This window comes from Agrococcus sp. ARC_14 (genome assembly GCF_022436485.1).
GTDB lineage: Bacteria > Actinomycetota > Actinomycetes > Actinomycetales > Microbacteriaceae > Agrococcus.
Window position 1 is genome coordinate 1 of sequence record NZ_JAKUDO010000003.1, and the last position, 18424, is coordinate 18424.

The window sequence follows — 18424 nt, forward strand, 5'->3', positions numbered from 1 at the left end:
CGGTTCTGAGCGACGCGCACGACGTCCTCACGGAACTCGCGCGGGTAGGGCTTGGGCATGATGACATCCTCCCAGCGGCACCTCACGGCACCACAGATCAGGTGTCACCTGTCCGTGCAGCAGACCCGCGTGACTGCGCTGCAGCCGGCCGGGAGCGTCGCCAAAATGCGTTCGAAGAGCTCCGATGACGTCGGGGCACAGACCGTCAAATTAGACTGCGAAGTATGAAGAGGGTTGAGCTCGTGCGAATCCAGCCACTACTGGCTGAGCGGAAGATTTTCCTAATGGGTCCGGGCGTGGATTCTATCGAGAAGACCGGCGCTGGCATGGGCCAATATTTGTCGTATACTGAGGACCTCGAACTGGAGCCGTACACGACGTTTTATGGCTCTGGCAGGAATGTTCTTCACAGCGTCGGTGCGTTCTCGTACACCTTTGGCATCGAGAGCGCCCACCTCATCAAGATCGGCCGCTACTGTGCCGTCGCCAAGGGTCTAGCTGTGATGGGAAACGATCACCCCCACCAATGGGCTGCCTTGTCCACTGTTTTCTACACGAACTGGATCGCGACACGCGACTACGTTGCTGCAAGCGGTTCCCACATGACCCGGCACTTTTTCGAGCCGCCTGCCCCCGTGTGCAGTATCGGTAATGACGTGTGGATTGGTGAGAATGTCACCCTAGCCCGCGGCGTCAGGATCGGCGACGGGGCTGTGGTAGCTGCCAATGCGGTGGTCACGAAGGATGTCGCGCCCTACACCATCGTCGGAGGTGTCCCGGCAAAGATCATTAAAAGTCGCTTCCCCGAAGAGTTGGCGTCGCGAATGCAGTCGACCGCTTGGTGGCGTTTTGGGCCCGATGTCATATCTGCCCTCCCGGTGGATGATCCGGAAAAATTCGTGTCGGAGATCGAGACCGGCCGCCTAGCGGAGGAGTCCCCGTATTCCCCTGTGCCTCTGACCGCTAAAGATATTGACGAATACGCGGCACAATGGGGCCCTTCGGACATTCGGTAGGGTGAGGCACGTCGGGAGAGCGTGAGCGGGTGGGGGTCGAGGCCCCGAGGTTCGGTAGTGCCAACCACCCGATCTGATCCGAGGACCTCGACGTGCTCAACGGGCTCAGCGCATTGGACGGTGTAGTAGCGGTCTGAATCCGCCGGCTTCGAGCAGTGTCCTGCCGATTTGGTCGGGTTGCGGAGGCTGAGAGCGGAGCCGCGGAGGTGTTCGAGGCGGCCGTTCATCGCCTCCGTCGGGCCGTTCGAGGTGCCGGGTCGGTGGAACTATGCGAGCACGTCGGAGGCGCCATGCTTCAGCGTACGTCCGAGTGTGATCACCTCGCGCAGCGCCGCGGGGACGCCGGCGCTGACCGCGTCGATCGAATCGACCATCAGCTTCTTTCCCCAGCCGGGTCGGGTTCGCGGTAGGCGTCGACCATGTGCTGGTAGAGACTCCAGGTAACCTCGACCGCCGCGTGCCGATCGTCGGCGGACAGGGCGTCGAGGCGCTGCTGCTGCCGATCTGTGGGGAACCCAGCGCCGGTGTGGAGCGGGCGGCGGGCGGCGTAGAGCGGATCGCCCTTCCGGCCGCGGTGGCCGCAGAGCTGTTGCTGCACGCGGCGCCGCCAGCCATCGAGCGCGTTGCCGGCGAGGCGGACGACATGGAACGGATCCATGATGTCGACCGCCGCCGGCAGTTCCGCCGAGGAGGCGGTCTTGAACACCTGAAGGCACAATCGGGCAACCTCTCGACCAACTATCTGCGGCCTGCTCATGAGCGCTGACTGCACGAGCGCGTCGAGGCGAGCGCCGGAACTCACGCGCACTGCCCCATAGCCAGCACCCCGCCACACCTGGCATCGTGACCCCCATGAGCGCACAAACACCCAGCGCCGCTAGCGGTTACGACGACGCGGCCGTCATCGATGCCATCGCAGGCTGGATGACGACCACCCGCTGGTACCCGCTGAAGGGCCAGCAGGTCGATGTCACGCTCGAGCGCGCGTACGACCTGGGCGACGCGGCGATCCTGCTGCTGCGCGCCGGCGACACTCTGCTGCAGGTGCCTGTCGCGTGGCGCGACGAGCCTGGCCCCGCGGCGATCGCCGAGCTCGACGGGCGCTGGCTCGTCGATGCGACGCACGACGCGGATGCGGTGCAGGCGATCATCGAGGTCGCCGCGGGCACGCGCATGGCCGATGGCCTCACTGGCGAGGCGACGAGCGAGCCAGCGCCCGCAGGCGAGATCCGCGTGATCGCTGGCGAGCAGTCGAACACGTCGATCATCGGCGGCGGCGAGCAGCCGTGGATCGCGAAGGTGTTCCGCGTGGTCTCCCCCGGTGACAACCCGGATGTCGTGGTGACGGGCGCGCTCACGCGCGCCGGTTGCGAGCCCGTGCCGAGGCTGCTGGCCTCGATCAGCGCCAGTTGGCCGGCGGGAGAGGCCTTCGTGAGCGGCCACCTGCTGGCGGTCTCGTCGTTCGTCGCCGGCGGCGAAGATGGCTGGGAGCTCTTCCGCCAGCACGCGCTTGCCACCCTGCGCGGCGAGCAGCCCGCGCTGCCCGATGCGGCCGCGCTGGGCGCCGCCGTCGCGACCGTGCATCGCGACCTGGCGGATGCGATGGGGTCGGCCGAGGCGTCGGAGGCCGACGCCCTGCGCTTCATCACCGGCCTCGAGCAGCGCCTCGCCTGGGCGCGCGAGCAGGCGGCCGGGGTGCTGGCCGACGTGGATGACCAGCTGGCGGCCGCGGGCGAACGGCTGCGCGAGGTGCGCGCGCTCGGGCAGCTGCAGCAGATCCACGGCGACCTGCACCTGGGCCAGGTGCTGCGCGCCGCCGACGGCAGCTGGGCCATCATCGACTTCGAGGGCGAGCCGCTGCGCCCGATGCACGAGCGCATGGTGCGCGAGCCGCCGCAGCGCGACGTCGTCGGCATGCTGCGCTCGTTCGACTACGCGGCCGGATCCGCGCTGCAGGAGCTGCCGGAGGCCGATGGCGCCGCCGCCGGAGACTGGGTGCACGCCCGACAGCAGGAGTTCCTGTCGGGCTACGCGGATGCGCTGGGTCCCGTCGACGAGCGCGATCCGGTCTTCGTCGCCCTGCTGCTCGACAAGGCGCTCTATGAGGTCGTCTACGAGCTCAGCAACCGCCCCACCTGGGTCTCGGTCCCCCTGGAGGCCGTCCGAGCCCTCGTCACCCCGCCAGACCCCGTAGGTTGAGGAGCGCGCGGGCGCAGCCCGCTCGCGTCACGAAACCGGAGCCCCGCACGCACATGTCCCGCCGCGCCATCACCCTCACCGCGATCGCCTCCGCCTTCGTCGTCCTCGTGCTGACGATCATCCTGTGGCCGCGCACCCCTGAGCGCCCTGCCGCCGACGAGACGACTCCCGCCGCCGAGCCGCCCGCCACCCGGCCCGTCGCCGTCTTCATCGGCGACTCCTACACGGTCGGCGCGGGCACGACGCTGAGCGGCACGGGCTTCCCCGTCATCCTCGGCACGCTTCGCGATTGGGAGATCGTGAACCTCGGCGTCTCCGGCACGGGCTACGCCAAGAGCCACGACGCGAGCTGGTGCGAGACGGGCGGCTGCCCCGACTACGCGGGCGTGATCCCGGATGCGGTCTCCTACGATCCAGAGGTCGTGGTCGTCTCCGGTGGCCGCAACGACCTCGCGCGCAGCACGGCCGAGCTCGAGCCCGCCGTCACCGAGTTCTACACGCAGCTGCGCGAGGCGCTGCCCGATGCGCGCATCATCGTCACATCGCCCATCTGGGACGACCCGCCGCCGCCGCGGGCGCTGCTCGAGCTGAGCGACATCGTGGAACGCGAGGCCGACCGCATCGGTGCCGAGTACCTCGACCTGGGCGACCCGCTCGAGGGTCGCCCCGACCTCATCGCCTCCGACGGCCTGCACCCCAACGAAGATGGCTTGCAGCTCATCGCCGAGCGCATCGACGAGCTCCTCGGCGATCCGCTGGTCGAGTAGCGGACGAAGTCCGCGTATCGAGACCCCTTCGCCGGTCGAGTAGTCCCTCCGCTGGTCGAGGAGCGCGCGGGCGCAGCCCGCACGCGTCACGAGACCAAGAAGCGCCGCCCCCAATACGGGAAACGGCGCCTCTCTCAACTATCGCTCTCAGCGATTCCGGTACTGCTCCACAATGTCCCCCGAAATGCGCCCGCGCGAGGCAACCTTCAGCCCTTGCGACTCGGCCCATTCGCGAATAGCGGCGGTCTCTGAGCTGCCGCCGCCACGAGGGGCATTGCCACCCGTCTTGCGGCGTCCCGAGACACGGCGGGATGCGCGCACGAAGCGTTCGAGCGTCTCGGCGAATTCCTCGACGTGCTCGTTGGTGAGGTCGATCTCATACTCGGCCCCGTCGAAGGCGAAGCGAACGGTGCGGCCTGCGCCGTCATCGATGCTGTCACCCGAGAAGTCGTCGACGAGTTGAACGTAAGTCTTCTTTGCCATGGCGAAAAAGATAGCGCACATTCCTGCGAGATCCCCCATCAAAGTGCGAACTGATCTGCCTGCACCAGAGTTGCTTTTAGATGCAACACGTCGGGCATGGGCCAATCGAGCTCAGACACCCATCCTCACTGACCGATGTCCCGGCACTCACCCACCAGCCGCATCAAGGTAAAAGATTCGCCAACTTGCCCGCAGACGCAACACTCCGCTGCAGCCCTGACACCAAAGCCGCGCGAGCGCCCCGATCGCTAGCGATCGTCTCGATGGCAGCGACCACCGCGTTGCGGTCCGTGGTCGACGACCGCAAACCTTTGGCATCCGGTTCGTGGGCCGCTTCCGTGCGGCGCGCAGTCCACTTCTTGCCGCCGCGCGCACCGCTCGAGGCGTCGACCGCGAATCAATTCGCAACCGACCGCAGGTCCGCCAGCTTCTCAGCGACCAACTTGGAGATTCCAATGAGCAGATCTCGCGAGAAATGACGGGGGTCCTCGATCGAACCCACAGATTCCACGGAAGAGATCTCCACGATGCGGACACGTGGTCGCTCGCTGGCAATCGCACGCCAAACATCGTTCTTCTCTCCGTAGAGCGAGCGCGTCAAACCTTCGCCCTCCCTCTCTACGACGAAGTCTTCGGTAGGCAGCACAACGACGAGATCGCTACCCTTTGCGGCGGCAGCATCCGCGAGCGCAAGGGCGGCCACTCGATATCGCTCGACTCCCGGATCGACCGAACCCGGCCAATAGTTGCTGTTGTAGTCAACGAATGCGCCATATACCATGACCGGACGCCACTCCCCAGGGAAGTGGCTGGTTGCAGCGAATCGGTTCAGCGAAAACACTCGCGGCCAGTTGTCAAAGTCAATTGAATCGCCAGCGGCCATATAATGCGCAATTGCAGCGGATTGGCAGTTTGCCATGACTCGCACCGTGGAGTCGGCATCTACCTGGCTGGTCGCTTCCGCTACGCGCTCGCGCGCTTCATCTGAGTCTGGATCGACCAATGTGATCCAGTCTGGAAAGCTCGGTTCAACAGGAAAGTCTTCGTCGACCAGCAACGTAGTCTTCTGCATGACACTCGCCAGCGCCGACTCGATGCCCATGTTCATGGTTCGACAGGAGAACGTGAATTGGTCCAGCCGTCGCCGGAACGCCACGGAGGCAAACCCCACAAGGCCGTGATTTCCGTAGTTGTCCCAGACCACGGCCGAGAAAGTAAAGTGACGGGTTGATTCGATAATAATGTCCGTCATTGAGCCCTCGGGCACCCGAGTCTTCAGGAAGTTCAACTGATTGGTTCGGTTGATGAGTTCCTCGATCCGCCGGGCATGTGGCAGGTTGTCGGTGCGCTCCAAAACAACCATCTTGATTCCGCATTGACGAAGGAAGTCCTCGTTCGTGCCTTGAACGGAGTCGCGATCCTGACGCTTGCGCTCCAACATGCGGTATCGTGCGAGTCGCGATGACCCGCCGCGAGTCTGCTCGACGGTGTCGGCGAGAAAGTTATCGAACACAGCCTCACGGGAGTCCATGGCAACGATGCCAGGGCAAGCATGCTCGACCTCGCGAAGATTGAGTTCGTTGTCGTCGGCGAAAACTACGTCGGGAAATCTAAGCGACATGTCTTCCACGATGCGTTTGACGAGAGCTCCCTTTGGCTCGAAGGCTATCTCCGAGAAAACAAACAAGTCGTCTAGGCCCAGTTCCTTCAGCTTCGCTTCGGCAACCATTGGGTCGTTCTTCGAACAAATCGAGTTCACAACGCCCTGTTCGTTGAGAGCACGGATCGCGTCGACTCTTGACTCGATGATGCGCACCTCGTCACCCTCGGCCAGCGTGCCGTTCCAGAGCGTGTCGTCGAGATCCCAGATTATGAGCTTCAGCATATGTCGATAGTAACCGCCCTCGGCTTCACAGGCGACCGGCTCGACAGCCCAGAATCGGCCATCGATGTTCTGGGTCGCAGTTCGAGTCACGTTTGTTGAGCACGAAAGCTGGACGACGAATCGACGACGCCGGGCGATGGCCTTAGGTATCTCGGGACGACCCCACCAGGAAGCACCATGTTCCGCAGCATCGCCTGACTCTGGGCTGCGCTACCGTCGGAGTCGACTTGGCCGGACGACAATTTCCTCGACGGTCGGCCGCCAAACTACACCCCTTGGAATCTCGCCGCGGCCCGCGTACTCGTTGCGGTTCCCAAGACGCGCGACGGAACTGCCTCTCGTCGTTTGAGCCGCGTCAGGCCGCGGCGCAGCTGCACTGAGGCGGGGGTGGGAGGATCGCCTCATGTCACATCACGAACCCCGCCTTCGTACGCTGCGGACAGGAGTTTCGCGAGCAATCCGGTTGGGGGGCAACGTGGCTATGGCGACGAATACCGCCATGAACTCCCTGGCCAACGATCCTGTGACATTTGGCATCCAGGTCGCCCGTCGGTTTCCCGCTGCTCGCGAGCCGCTTCTCGCAGCGTCTCGGTTTGCTCGCGGAGCCGACCAACAGATCGTTCAGGTCTGGCTCGCCGGCAACCTAGTTGCGACTCGCGCCCTTCTCGACGAGCTTGCAGGTGCGGGTACTTTGAGTCGTTTCGCCGCCGAGATCGCGCACGCCGCCGGCAGGCCGGAACTGGTGGTCGACGACGCGCAGGTACATCCACTCCCTCGAGCGCGTGCAGCCTGGCAGCTAGGCGACGCCTCCCTGGCCATTCGGCTACTCGAGGAACATGCACCGACATCACGGCTACACCGGACTCTACGGGCGGAGATTGCGCTTGTGACGCCGGGCAATCGCCTGTGCTGGGCAGCGCCTAACTCCGCTGATAGCCGCGCTGACCGCTCGGGAGTGCTGCACCTGCTAACAAACTCCCTGCCTCACACGCAGTCCGGATACACCATGCGGTCCCATGCGGTGCTGCTGGCACAGCGAGATGCGGGCCTTGCGCCGACCGCGATGACACGCAGCGGCTACCCGGTCATCGTGGGCGGCCTAAGCGCATCAGCCGTCGATGTCATCGACGGGATCGAATACCGCCGTGCGTTGCCGACAAGGCTGGCGTCGACCCCCGACGGCAGGCTCGTCCAGCAGGCGGATGCCCTGGCGCAGCGCGTATTAGACGTCAGACCCGCTTTTCTGCAGACGACTACTCACTATCTCAATGCTCTTGTTGTGCGCGAGGTCGCCGAGCAAATCGGGCTCCCTTGGGCGTACGAGGTGCGAGGGATGCTCGAGCAGACTTGGGTTGCAAGCCTCGGCTCGGACGTGGCTCGTGAACGTGCTGCCGCGAGCTCGCGCTTCCGACTGACTCGCGAGCGCGAAGCGGAGCTCGCGAACGCTGCGAATGCCGTGTTCACCCTTTCGAGCAGCATGAGGGACGATCTGGCCGCGCGCGGAGTCAGCCGTGAAAAAATCACTTTGGTGCCAAACGGGATCGATGCTTCCCAGCTCACACGGCAGCCCCCGGCGCCGGCCGATGCGCGACAATCTTTGGGTCTGCCTCGCACTGGCTTCTGGGTTGGCTCCACGTCCTCACTGGTCGACTATGAAGGTTTCGAGGTGCTCCTTGAGGCAGTTCGAATCGGTCGCACGATGGGGCACGACATTCGGGCACTCATTGCCGGCGATGGCGTGGCGCGACAGTCGCTCGAGAGCCAGATCTCGGCCTCCGGCCTGACCGGCTCGGCGATACTCGCGGGTCGCGTTCCGCGCACAAAGATCGCCGCTTATCGTGACGCGCTTGACCTCTTCATCGTACCTAGGCTCGATCGAGCAGTAACCCGCACGGTATCGCCGCTCAAGCCAGTCGAAGCAATGGCGAGCGGTCGCCCCCTTCTCGTGACCGCTCTCCCTGCCCTACTGGAGACCATCGGCGCAGACCTACAGGACTTGGGTGCAGCGGTACCACCAAACGATGCACTTGCTCTCGCCAATCGCATTGTGGCGCTGTCGCTCGACCGCAGCGCTCGAGATCAGATGGTCAAGCTTGGGCGGCTCCGAGCCTCTGCCCTAACTTGGCCCGCCATCGGTGCAACTTACCGTCGCACCCTCACTATTGTCGGCTCGTAACCGTCAGTGTGGGACCATGGTGCGGCGTGCAGTGCACGCGCCTCCGGCTCGCCCCCTCACAGATTGCCCAGGACCTCGGATGACCTCAACGTCGCAGCGGCCTGAGTACCGTGGGCTGCGATCGCAATGGCGGCGAGCATGGTCGACGCGCAAGTCAGGCGCGAGCCAGTTGTCGCCCCCCTTGCGCAAAAAACTAGGCGAGCAGTACGGGGATCTGACCCACCTGAGAAGAGTCGGGACTCGGCCGCCCCTGCGCGAGTACTTCACCGAACTCTGGGACCGTCGCCACTTCATCTGGGCCGGAGCACGTGGCGAGGCATTGACAAGGTACTCAAACGAGCGCCTCGGCATGTTTTGGCATGTGCTCCGCCCGCTGATGGATGCCGCCTTCTACTGGCTGATTTTTGGCGTCCTGCTCCAGCTGTCGCGCGGCATGGACAACTACGTGGCGTTCGTGCTGGTTGGTGTCTTCATGTTTCAGCTCACATCGCGAGCGATTGCAGGCGGCGCGACGCTCATCCGCAGTTCCAAAGCGATGATTCGAGCCTTTGCGTTCCCCCGGGCCGCGTTAGCCGTCTCCGACGTGCTCCGAGAACTGATGAGCGCGCTCCCCGCGATCACCATCATGCTTGTCGGCATCATGGCGATTCCGCCCCATGAGCTGCCGAGTGCATCGTGGTCGCTGTTTCCAGTCATCCTTCTGCTGCACTTGACACTCAACCTGGGCTTCACACTTTTCTTCGGCTGGTTTGGGTCGGTACTTCCAGATCTTGTACAGATAATGAGCTTCGTCTCGCGATTCCTGATGTACGGCTCAGCAGTGTTGTTCCCAATCGAGCGATTCATCGAGCACCCGACGGTGCTGGCAATCGTGAAAGCGAACCCGATCTACATCGTCTTGGACATGTATCGAACGGTCCTGAACGATGGGGCGGTACCTCCGCTCGAGCAATGGACCGCGCTCTGCGCATGGGCGTTCGGCATTCTCGCCGTCGGCTTCGTGCTCTTCTGGCGGGATGAGGAGCGCTATGGGCGAGACTGACCTCGAGACGGGCTGGCGGCTCAGCGGCGATCCCAGGGTGACAATTGCCGCTGAGAGCGTGCGCCTCCGCTACACGGTGCGACGGTCCAAGGGCAGTGCTTGGTGGCGCAGCGGTGCGAAAAAGTCGGTGACCGGGCCCGTCCTTCGCGGCATCACGATGGCAGCGCGTGAAGGCGAAATGGTCGGAATCGTCGGGTTGAATGGTTCCGGCAAGAGTTCGTTGCTCCGGGTACTCGCGGGCCTGCAACCCGCGACCGCGGGCACCGTCGTCGCCTCCGCACAGCCGCAGCTGTTGGGGGTCAGCGCCGCTCTGGTTCCAGAGCTGTCAGGCGAAGACAACATCTGGCTCGGCACGCTCGCCATGGGCATGACACCCGACGAGGCATACTTCGCCAAAGAGCGCATCGAACAGCTCGCGGGCCTCGGTGAGGCGATCAAGCAGCCCATGAAGACCTACTCTTCCGGCATGGGAGCGCGCTTGCGCTTCGCAATCTCGGCCGCTGCGGATCCTGAGATCCTAATGATCGATGAGGCACTGTCCACCGGTGACGCGTCCTTCGCCGAAAGATCTAAGGAAGCGATGCACGGTCTGATCACGCGCGCGGGCACAGTCTTCCTGGTCAGTCACGCCGCCAAGGCAATTGAGGAGATGTGTACTCGCGCGCTCTGGCTGGATGCGGGCACGCTCATCGCTGACGGTCCTGCTGAAGAAGTGGCGCACATGTATCGCTACTACGCGCATAGCATCGCGTTGGGCAAGGACGAAGCAGCGAAGAGCGCGCTCCTGCGCGCGACAGAGACCCATCCTCCAAGCTTCTCCCAATGACGGCTGTGGGCACATTGCTATGAGGCAATTCCGCGTCATGACGGTCTATGGGACCCGTCCGGAGGCGATCAAAGTCGCCCCTGTCATCGAGGCCTTTGACGGCGATCCTCGATTTGAGTCGGTCCCAGTTGTGACGGGTCAGCACAGAGAAATGCTCGACCAAGTGAACACGATGTTCGGCGTCACACCGAGGCACGATCTCAACCTGCTCAAACCTGGCCAACCGTTGAACGGCCTCGTGTCCCGCGCGATTGCTGGCCTTGATTCACTGCTCGTCAGCGAACAACCGGATGTCGTGCTCGTACAAGGTGACACGTCCACGGCGATGGCGGCCGCCATCGCCGCGTTCAATCGGCAGGTGCGCGTCGTACATCTCGAGGCCGGCCTGCGAACCGGCACCATCAGTTCGCCCTTCCCGGAGGAAGGCAATCGTAAGCTGGTGACCCAAGTCGCTAGCCTTCATCTCGCACCGACGCGCGGCGCACGCGACAACCTGCTCCGTGAGGCGGTCGACCCGCAGAAGATCATCGTGACTGGGAACACGGTGATCGACGCCCTGCTCCAAGCCGCAGCTTGGAAGACGGCGCCGACCGATGCCGCGCTCGCCAAGGCGCTCGCCTCCTCCAGAGCGATCATTCTCGCTACTATGCATCGGCGAGAAAGCCTGGGGAGTGGAATGCATGAGATCGGCATCGCACTCGCGAACATCGCACGTCGCCATCCTGATCACACAATCGTGCTGCCGATCCATAGAAATCCCGCGGTCCGGGAGGCAGTGCTACCGGCTCTTGTCGGACTGGAGAATGTCGTCGTGACTGAGCCGCTGTCATACGCGGAGTTCACGACAGTCATGGCCAAGGCGCGAATTGTGATCACAGATTCAGGAGGCGTCCAAGAGGAAGCGCCAAGTTTGGGAAAGCCTGTCCTGGTCATGCGCGAATCGACGGAGCGGCCCGAAGCGGTGGAAGCAGGCACAGTCAGACTCGTTGGCACCGATCGCGACCGCATCGAGTTCGAGGCGAATCACCTGCTGACTGACGAACGCGCCTACTCAGCGATGGCGAACGCGGTCAACCCTTACGGTGACGGCCACGCCGCCCAGCGCACCGTCGGAGCCGTTGCCGCGCTCCTTGGCTTGGGCGATCCTCCGGATGAGTTCAAGGGCTGACTGATCCAGTGCGCCCGGAACCCCTTGCTCACCGGCCCCGCTTAGGATCTCGCCTCACCTGACTTCCGGACTGGCCCTCATCGGCCCCGTCGACCGACGCTTCGAGCCATCGGTCAGCGGAAGCAAGCTTCTCGATGGCGCTCTCTGGCGCAGTGTCGATGCGGGCCACAAGTTCCACCACAAGGTTGCGCAAGTGCGCGATCTCCTCGTGCTGCCCACGCAGAATTTCTGCCTGCACCATGAGGGCCTTGACTGCCCTGTCAGTCTGCCGTCTGGCTCCGTGAGGGTGATCACCCAACTGGCGCCAACCGGCGACATTGTCCTGATGCAGCGTCTTCAGAGACTTGAACAGGCTGCTGGTTTCGTACTGAGCGCGCCAGTCCAGCTGAGAGCGCGCCTTCTCAATACGCCTCTCGGTAGATCTGGCGCTCTCCCTGAGGGACGACAGGATCGCCAACACCGCAAGAATTACCTCTGCGGCGAGCGCGAGGAACATCACCGATGCAACGACCGTGGCGCCTGCATCAGCACCCCACAGCACACCCCAGGCGAACGGGATCACGGCGACAAGCACCGCCACCAGCAAGTACGGACGCAGTCGGACGCGAGTCACTTTGTTCCCTTTTCCTTGATAAAGGCGGCTAACTCGACGATCATGCTCGCCGATGCATACTGGAAGTCGGCGCTGGCCGCGCGCAATCTGCCAGCTTCTGAGTAGCCACGCCACAGAAGCGGGTCGCGGTACACCGACGGAAGACGGCTCTCCAACTCCTCAACGGAGTCGACTTCGATCCCCGACTGGCCGAGGTATGTCGAAAGCGAATGCGGCATCGCACGATAGAACGTCGGAATCCCCAGCGCCGCGACTTCTACTGGCACCATCTCGAAAGTTGCGAACTTCACTGCGCTGACAGCAACTCGGACCTCCTGAAGACGATCCACAAACTCTCGGCCCTGCAGGAACGGCCACACCTCGTCAATACCCAGATCCACTGCGAAACGTGGCGAGTATTGCCTGACGCCTACGATCTTCGCCTCCGGAACAGCTCGGCGGATGCCGTCGATCCAGGCGCGACCCTCGCCGCCGATCAGACTCGCATCCGAGAGCTTCGCAATGTCCCCAACGAAGATGGCGGACGAATCAGAGAAGTTCGCCACCCCCGTGTCCTCATACACGAGCGTCTTCGGGATAGGCACGACGAGGCCGTTGTCCGAAACTTCCTGCAAGCCTGGGCGCCGCCCCGCTTCCGCGGAGAACGTCATCATTTTGATGCGCCCCGGGAATTTTGAGCCCCAGATGCGCATCCTCTCGACAATGGCGTCGTGACGCGTCGGGCGAGCGTTGTCAGACAGATTGACAAGCACCTTTCTGCCCTGGGCTGCGTGCGATTCCACGATCTCAATCACTCGTGCGAAGTCAGGGCGCTCCGGATCGCCGACATACACCATGACCAGATCGGGTTTGTACCCCTCAAGGCCCATCGGATCACCGGTTTCGATGTCCGCCATGTAGGCATCCCAGCCGTGGGCGAGCAACATCTCTCGAGTCAGATGGCAGGACTTCAGTATCCCGCCCTTCTTCCAGCGCGCCCTATCCGTTCGACCCACGATCGCGACACGGTAGCGATCACGAACAAAGACAGGTTCGGCGGTCATCACCTGCCAGGGCATTTGCTCCTTAATCAGACCTGTGACCGTAGCGGCCACGTCGAACGCCTTCTTGCCTCGCTCGTCCTTGCCCAGAGAGGCTGCCGAGATAGACCCAGGCGTGTCTATCGGAATCGCCTCTCCGCCCTGATGGGCCAGGACCACCATGGGAATCTCGCGACTCTGAGCATGGATCGCGAGGAACGCGTCGGCCATGTTCGGGTGGACAAACTCCTCGAATTGCGGCCGGGCGGTGTCGGTGTGGAACCCGCACACGCCGGTGCCCAGCAAGTGAACGCCGGTGTCCTTGCCGCGAAGGAACCGGAACGACAGGACTTTGCGTGACCGAGATTCGTAGAACTTCTCGAACTCCTCAGTGAAGAGCGATCCGTGCCAACCCACGATCGCCTTGCGCCCGTATCTCTCGATACCGTCAATGATGCTCGACACGTGATATCGCGCGTAGGCAATATCGTCGTCGCAGGTTAGGTAATACCCGCTGAAGCCATCCAGAAAACTAAACTTGCCTCGGTCGCCGAGGTCGGGGCCCGTGAAATAGCGGACATTGTGCAACGCATGAAGCTCCGGGGGCACTTCCTCCGAGTTGTTGAGATAGACGAAGACCTCATCTGCTTGCGGCGAGAGTATTCGCAGCACCTGCGCTAATGCCTCCTCGCGTCCTGGCATCGAGGCAATGCCAATCCGAATCGGGTCCCGACCACGACGGGCCATCCGTAGTTCGCGCGTGCCATCAGTCGGCGACGTTGCGACTGCGTCGATGTCCGGCCGATCCAGGATTTCCTGGACAAGCTCACTCAGTTCACCAGTACCAAGTGCGCCTCGGATCGCAGCGCCGGTAGACCACTCACCGGGATGCGCCTGTGCGTAGCGCCGCGACAGTTGAGCGTACGCACGCGCTACCCGATCGCGCTGCTCCCTGAACAACTCTCGATCACTTCGTGCTTCATCAATGGCGGCAACATGACCGCCGACGATTTCATCGACGGATTCCCGGATCCGGTCGTCCAAACTGTTGATGGCGGACGCGAGGTGGTCGCGGATGTCCTCCGCGTTCGCAACTGTCGACGACACGTCCACGATTTTCTGGTCGAGCTCTCCCAGACGGGCGTCCTGCTCGCTGACTCGTTGGACAGCCACGTCCCCGAGTCGCCTCGTGCTTTCATCCGAGAGGCGGAGTGCCTCGTCGATGCTGCGAAGCTCGGCGGACACCCTCTCCTCAGCGAGCTCTCCCCCGACCTTGCCCTGGGCGACGACGTTGCTGAATTCTCCGAGCGCACTCCCGAGCACTTCGAGTCGTTCGCTCTGGGCACCGGAGTGACTCAGCGCCTGGCGCTCGAAGCGCCGGCGCTCATCAAACGCGCTATGGAGCTGCCGGGTAAGGTCGCTGATCCGCGATGCGATGCCTTGCTTAGCATCGGCCTCGAACGTAGAAGCTTTCGCGACCGCGTCCGACAGCTCATCGAGGTGTTCGCCGAGTGCAAGGAGGCGTCGACCCTGCACATCGGAGTTGTGCAGCACCAGCTTCTGGAATTTCCTTGCGGTCTCCAGGTTGAACAATTTGCCGATCTCGTTGGCGGTCTCGGGCGGCGCTACCCACATGTAGTTGTCGCTGAGGCCGAGCACGGCGCTGCGGCGATAGCCAAGCGGCTCAAGGTGCTTCGAGATCGATGCGATCGCCCGTGGACCATGGCTCTCTACGACGAGTACTGGATGCCACCGTTCAAGTATTGCCAGCGCCCCCTCGATGACCCTGGCCTCAGCACCCTCGACATCGATCTTGACCAGCGCAACCTCTTGATCGCCGACGATCGAGTCGAGCGGCTCGCCAACGATAGGGCCGTCGTCCCGCGCCAGAGCGCTGAAAGTGCCGCGATTGCCCTCGATTTGCTGCTCTAGCTCGACATGGCCGAAGTCATTCCAAGCCGCAACAGCGTGGACCTCGACCCGATCGACGATGCCGTTCGCGTCGATGTTCTTCCTCAACGCCTTGAGGTTCTCCGGCTCAGGCTCAACTGCTATGACTTCACGCCCCATCACTGCAGCGAAGTACACAGTGTGGTTGCCAAGATTCGCGCCGACATCCACCACGACGCCACTCGGACGCGACCCCAACACCTCATGCACAAACGTGAGCAAGTCGTGCTCATATGGCTCGCGACGACTCTTGATCCGATCGAAGATGTGATCTTCGGGGTACCCGAACATCCGCAAAGGCGAGCCCTCGACGGTGATCTGGACTTCCTCGAGATCCCGCTGGTCCTGGGGGCTCAACTATCGCTCCGTTTCGGTAGTCGGTGCATCGGCCGCGACTGTCTCAGCCAACTTCAGATTCGCTGACTTCGCCACAGTAACGCGACTAGTGAGTGCGGCCTGCGCGATCACGTCTTCGACCCAGGGAGCAATTTCTATCGCGTGGCGCTCCAAGCCAAGTCCTTCCAAGGCAGCCAGCAGGGTTGCACGTTGATCGTCTCGCGCGAGTGCCTCAACTCCGGTGGCGATCTGCTCCAGAGTCGAAGCGCTCAGCACCAGGCCCCGATCGGCAGCTGCTGCGGCGCGTCCACCCTGATCGTCGGTCAGCGTCTCATGATTCGGAACGAGAACTGCCGGCACACGCAGAGCAATCACCTCCTGCACGGTGTTGTAGCCGGCGGCGACGACGACAAACTCAAACGCTCGGTAGTAGCGCGACAACGGGTAGGCCGCGATTCGGGAGACGTGCTCAGGAAGTTCCGCGAGCTGTCCAGTGATGGGCGAATCCACCACGACCGCTCTCCAGTTTCCACCGAGCCTCTCGATCGCAGCAACCACTGCTAGAAGCTTGTCGCCAATATCGTCGATGTTCCCGGCGCCCAGTTGCACGAGTACATGTCGCTCTCGCTCCGCGAGCCCAAGTGCCTCGCGCGCAGCTCGACCATCAAGGACGGAGGGGGCATATACCAGCGGTGGCGTCCGGAGCACCGCGACCCGATCCGTCGACACCGGGGCCTGCTCTTCTCCGATCGCAAAGTCCGCTGGAAGGAGGACCCCGTCAGCGATGCGCTCCGGAGATTTCGTCTGCTCAGTTGCGATGCCGGCCTTCCAGCCGCCCCGCACGATCCAGATGAACGGGATCGAACGCTGGCGCGCTGTCTCGTGCACGCCTCGATAGACGACGGTGCCGTCGAAGAAAATGACATCAGGCTTGAGATCGTCTGCAAGCGCAGCAAACGCCCGAGCAAAGCGTCGGTGCCACTCAGGCTGTGGCAGTCCCAGCCGATCTTTACTGGGAAAGTAGTGCAGCGCCGCCGCTCCAGGGTCCACTCTGCGCCAGCCGGTGGAGAGGGTCAGAATATCGACGGACCAGCCCAAAGGGAACTCCGCTGCGAGGGCGAGGCATCGCGTCAGGTGCCCGAGCCCGGCGCCGTTACTGGTCACCATGAGAACGCGCAGGCTCTCTGACGGCGTTGTGCCGACGCGCTCCTGCCTACCCGCGACATACTCCGTGTCGCTTCGCACGTCAGCCAGTTCACGCCGCAGCTCACTCAGCTGCAGCGCATGCCGATACTCGTGTCGCGATTGCTTCTCTCTAACAGAACGCACCTCAGCGATGACGCGATCAGCCTGCTCCTTGAGAGCCAGGACCACTTGAGTGTGGACTCGACCAGTCAACACCCGCAGCGTCCAAACGATCGCAAGCGCGAGCAGCCCGAACGCGACTGCATCGGAAACCAGCCACCACACAACCGCGAGCTCCAGGGCATCCCCCTCGGCCAGCACGGTCACCAGAACACCGAGGCTCTTCACTCCAGCTATGGCCGCCGCGACGACAACCTCTATGGGCCGCGGCCGGAGCCTCCGGTTCCGGAACATCACCTAATCCGCCCCGCTGCCTGGCTCGTCAGAGCTTCAGTCCGTCAGTCTTGCCGCGAGTGTCGAAGAACAAACTGGCTTTGTCCTGCAGCGCGCGCAGATCGTATGCCGAGTGAGCCTGCAGCAGCACCGCGACGTCAGAGCCCTGCAGCGCGTCATCAAGGTTCTCGACTCGCTCTAGCACGCCGCTGGCCAGTCGCCAATTGGAGACGTAAGGGTCATGGAACGACACCTCCGCCCCCAACTCCCGCAGCCGGTCAGCGACCGCAATCGAGGGAGACTCGCGCTGATCCGCAATGTCGGGCTTGTACGTGACGCCTAGCAGCAGCACGCGCGCGCCCCGAACCGACCGGGACTGATCGTTGAGGAGTCTGGAGACGCGCGTGACCACGTAGTCCGGCATGGAGTTGTTGATCTCCTGGGCAAGCTCAACAAACCGGAAGGGGTAACCGAGCTGGTTCTTGACCTCAAACGCGAGGTAGTTCGGATCGATTGGGATGCAATGGCCGCCAACACCAGGGCCGGGAGTGAACTTCATGAAGCCGAACGGCTTGGTTCCCGCACCGCGGATCACTTCCCAGATGTCGATTCCCATCTCATGGCAGAACTTTGCCATCTCGTTCACGAGAGCGATGTTTACGTGTCGGAAGGTGTTCTCGAGCAGCTTCGCTGTCTCGGCCTCCTTCGGACCCGACAGAGGCACGACCTCATCCACGAAGGACGAGTAGAAGTCGATCGCCAGCTTCGTAGCGGTCGGGCCCATTCCACCGACCAGCTTCGGCGTGTTCTTAATGCCGTACACGGGGTCACCGGGGTTAACCCGCTCCGGGGAGAACGCGACTTCGAAACCTTGGCCCGCCTTGAGCCCACTTCCCTCCTCGAGAATCGGTGCGAGCACGTCCTCGGTCGTGCCCGGGTAAGTGGTCGACTCAAGCAGAACCAATGTGCCGGCCTTCAGGTATCGGCCGATCGTTGAAGCGGCGCCGCGCACCGCTGCGAGATCGGGTCCTCCACCATCACCGAGCGGGGTCGGCACGCAGATCACGACAACCTGCGAGCGAGTGATCACGCTTGGATCGGTGGTGGCTCGGTAACCTGCGTCGAGCATCGTCGCGATGTCCGCATCGCTCAGGTCGCCAACGTGCGAGCGGCCGGCGTTGAGCGCGGAGGTAATCCGGTCGCTCACATCCAGGCCGTGCACTGTCCAGCCGCCTTCGGTCGCAGCCTGGGCCAACGGAAGGCCCACGTATCCCTGACCGATGATTGTTACTTCGCGTCCCATGCCATCCCCATTCGACTTCCGCCGCAAATACTAGTCGGCCGTAGTGTCGGGCTCGCGCGCCGC

General features: G+C 63.2%; 13 protein-coding genes and 1 pseudogene. 7 read left to right on the forward strand and 7 right to left on the reverse strand.

Translation table 11 applies throughout. The features are described from left to right. The first annotated feature begins 224 nt into the window (after positions 1-224). Positions 225-1016 carry a DapH/DapD/GlmU-related protein gene (locus MKD51_RS15250; RefSeq protein ID WP_240241344.1) on the forward strand — a complete coding sequence of 264 codons (792 nt, stop codon included), beginning with the start codon at positions 225-227 and terminating at the stop codon, positions 1014-1016. A gap of 105 nt (positions 1017-1121) precedes the next feature. Here the strand turns inward: MKD51_RS15250 and MKD51_RS15255 are convergent. Next, positions 1122-1719 (reverse strand): annotated as a pseudogene (locus tag MKD51_RS15255) (transposase); the annotation flags it as partial. 149 nt (positions 1720-1868) lie between these two features. Here MKD51_RS15255 and MKD51_RS15260 point away from each other — a divergent pair. After that, on the forward strand, positions 1869-3215 hold the full coding sequence (locus tag MKD51_RS15260) for a hypothetical protein (protein WP_240241345.1): 1347 nt from the start codon (positions 1869-1871) through the stop codon (positions 3213-3215). 53 nt (positions 3216-3268) lie between these two features. Then, on the forward strand, positions 3269-3982 hold the full coding sequence (locus MKD51_RS15265) for an SGNH/GDSL hydrolase family protein (protein ID WP_240241346.1): 714 nt from the start codon (positions 3269-3271) through the stop codon (positions 3980-3982). A 147-nt stretch (positions 3983-4129) separates the two neighbouring features. On the opposite strand, the gene MKD51_RS15270 is transcribed toward MKD51_RS15265, so the two are convergent. Continuing rightward, complete coding sequence (locus tag MKD51_RS15270) at positions 4130-4465, reverse strand: Lsr2 family protein (RefSeq protein ID WP_240241347.1); 336 nt, start codon at positions 4463-4465, stop codon at positions 4130-4132. 397 nt (positions 4466-4862) lie between these two features. Beyond that, positions 4863-6350 (reverse strand): hypothetical protein, encoded by a 1488-nt coding sequence (locus MKD51_RS15275; RefSeq protein WP_240241348.1) that lies wholly within the window; start codon positions 6348-6350, stop codon positions 4863-4865. Between the two features lie 499 nt (positions 6351-6849). Between MKD51_RS15275 and MKD51_RS15280 the strand changes: the two genes are divergently transcribed. The 4 genes from MKD51_RS15280 to wecB all read left to right on the forward strand — a co-directional run bounded on the left by MKD51_RS15280 (position 6850) and on the right by wecB (position 11562). Then, entirely contained in the window at positions 6850-8526 is a 1677-nt protein-coding gene (locus MKD51_RS15280) for a glycosyltransferase (RefSeq protein ID WP_240241349.1), read from the forward strand. Between the two features lie 79 nt (positions 8527-8605). After that, positions 8606-9568: an ABC transporter permease gene (locus tag MKD51_RS15285; RefSeq protein ID WP_240241350.1), complete on the forward strand. Its 963-nt coding sequence runs from the start codon at positions 8606-8608 to the stop codon at positions 9566-9568. Then, entirely contained in the window at positions 9555-10394 is an 840-nt protein-coding gene (locus MKD51_RS15290; protein ID WP_240241351.1) for an ABC transporter ATP-binding protein, read from the forward strand. Before MKD51_RS15285 ends, MKD51_RS15290 begins: the two co-directional genes overlap by 14 nt. 37 nt (positions 10395-10431) lie before the next feature. Next, the gene (wecB, locus tag MKD51_RS15295) at positions 10432-11562 is read left to right on the forward strand and encodes a UDP-N-acetylglucosamine 2-epimerase (non-hydrolyzing) (protein ID WP_277604040.1); all 1131 of its coding nucleotides are present in this window, start codon (positions 10432-10434) and stop codon (positions 11560-11562) included. A gap of 28 nt (positions 11563-11590) precedes the next feature. Here the strand turns inward: wecB and MKD51_RS15300 are convergent, their stop codons facing one another. From MKD51_RS15300 to MKD51_RS15315, 4 genes are all read right to left on the reverse strand, one after another. Next, positions 11591-12175 carry a hypothetical protein gene (locus MKD51_RS15300; protein WP_240241353.1) on the reverse strand — a complete coding sequence of 195 codons (585 nt, stop codon included), beginning with the start codon at positions 12173-12175 and terminating at the stop codon, positions 11591-11593. Continuing rightward, complete coding sequence (locus MKD51_RS15305) at positions 12172-15501, reverse strand: FkbM family methyltransferase (RefSeq protein WP_240241354.1); 3330 nt, start codon at positions 15499-15501, stop codon at positions 12172-12174. Before MKD51_RS15305 ends, MKD51_RS15300 begins: the two co-directional genes overlap by 4 nt. Next, positions 15502-16992 carry a glycosyltransferase gene (locus MKD51_RS15310; protein WP_240241355.1) on the reverse strand — a complete coding sequence of 497 codons (1491 nt, stop codon included), beginning with the start codon at positions 16990-16992 and terminating at the stop codon, positions 15502-15504. It lies immediately after the preceding gene. Between the two features lie 115 nt (positions 16993-17107). Beyond that, positions 17108-18361, reverse strand: coding sequence for a nucleotide sugar dehydrogenase (locus tag MKD51_RS15315; RefSeq protein ID WP_240241356.1), 1254 nt, complete (start codon positions 18359-18361; stop codon positions 17108-17110). Positions 18362-18424 lie beyond the last annotated feature (63 nt).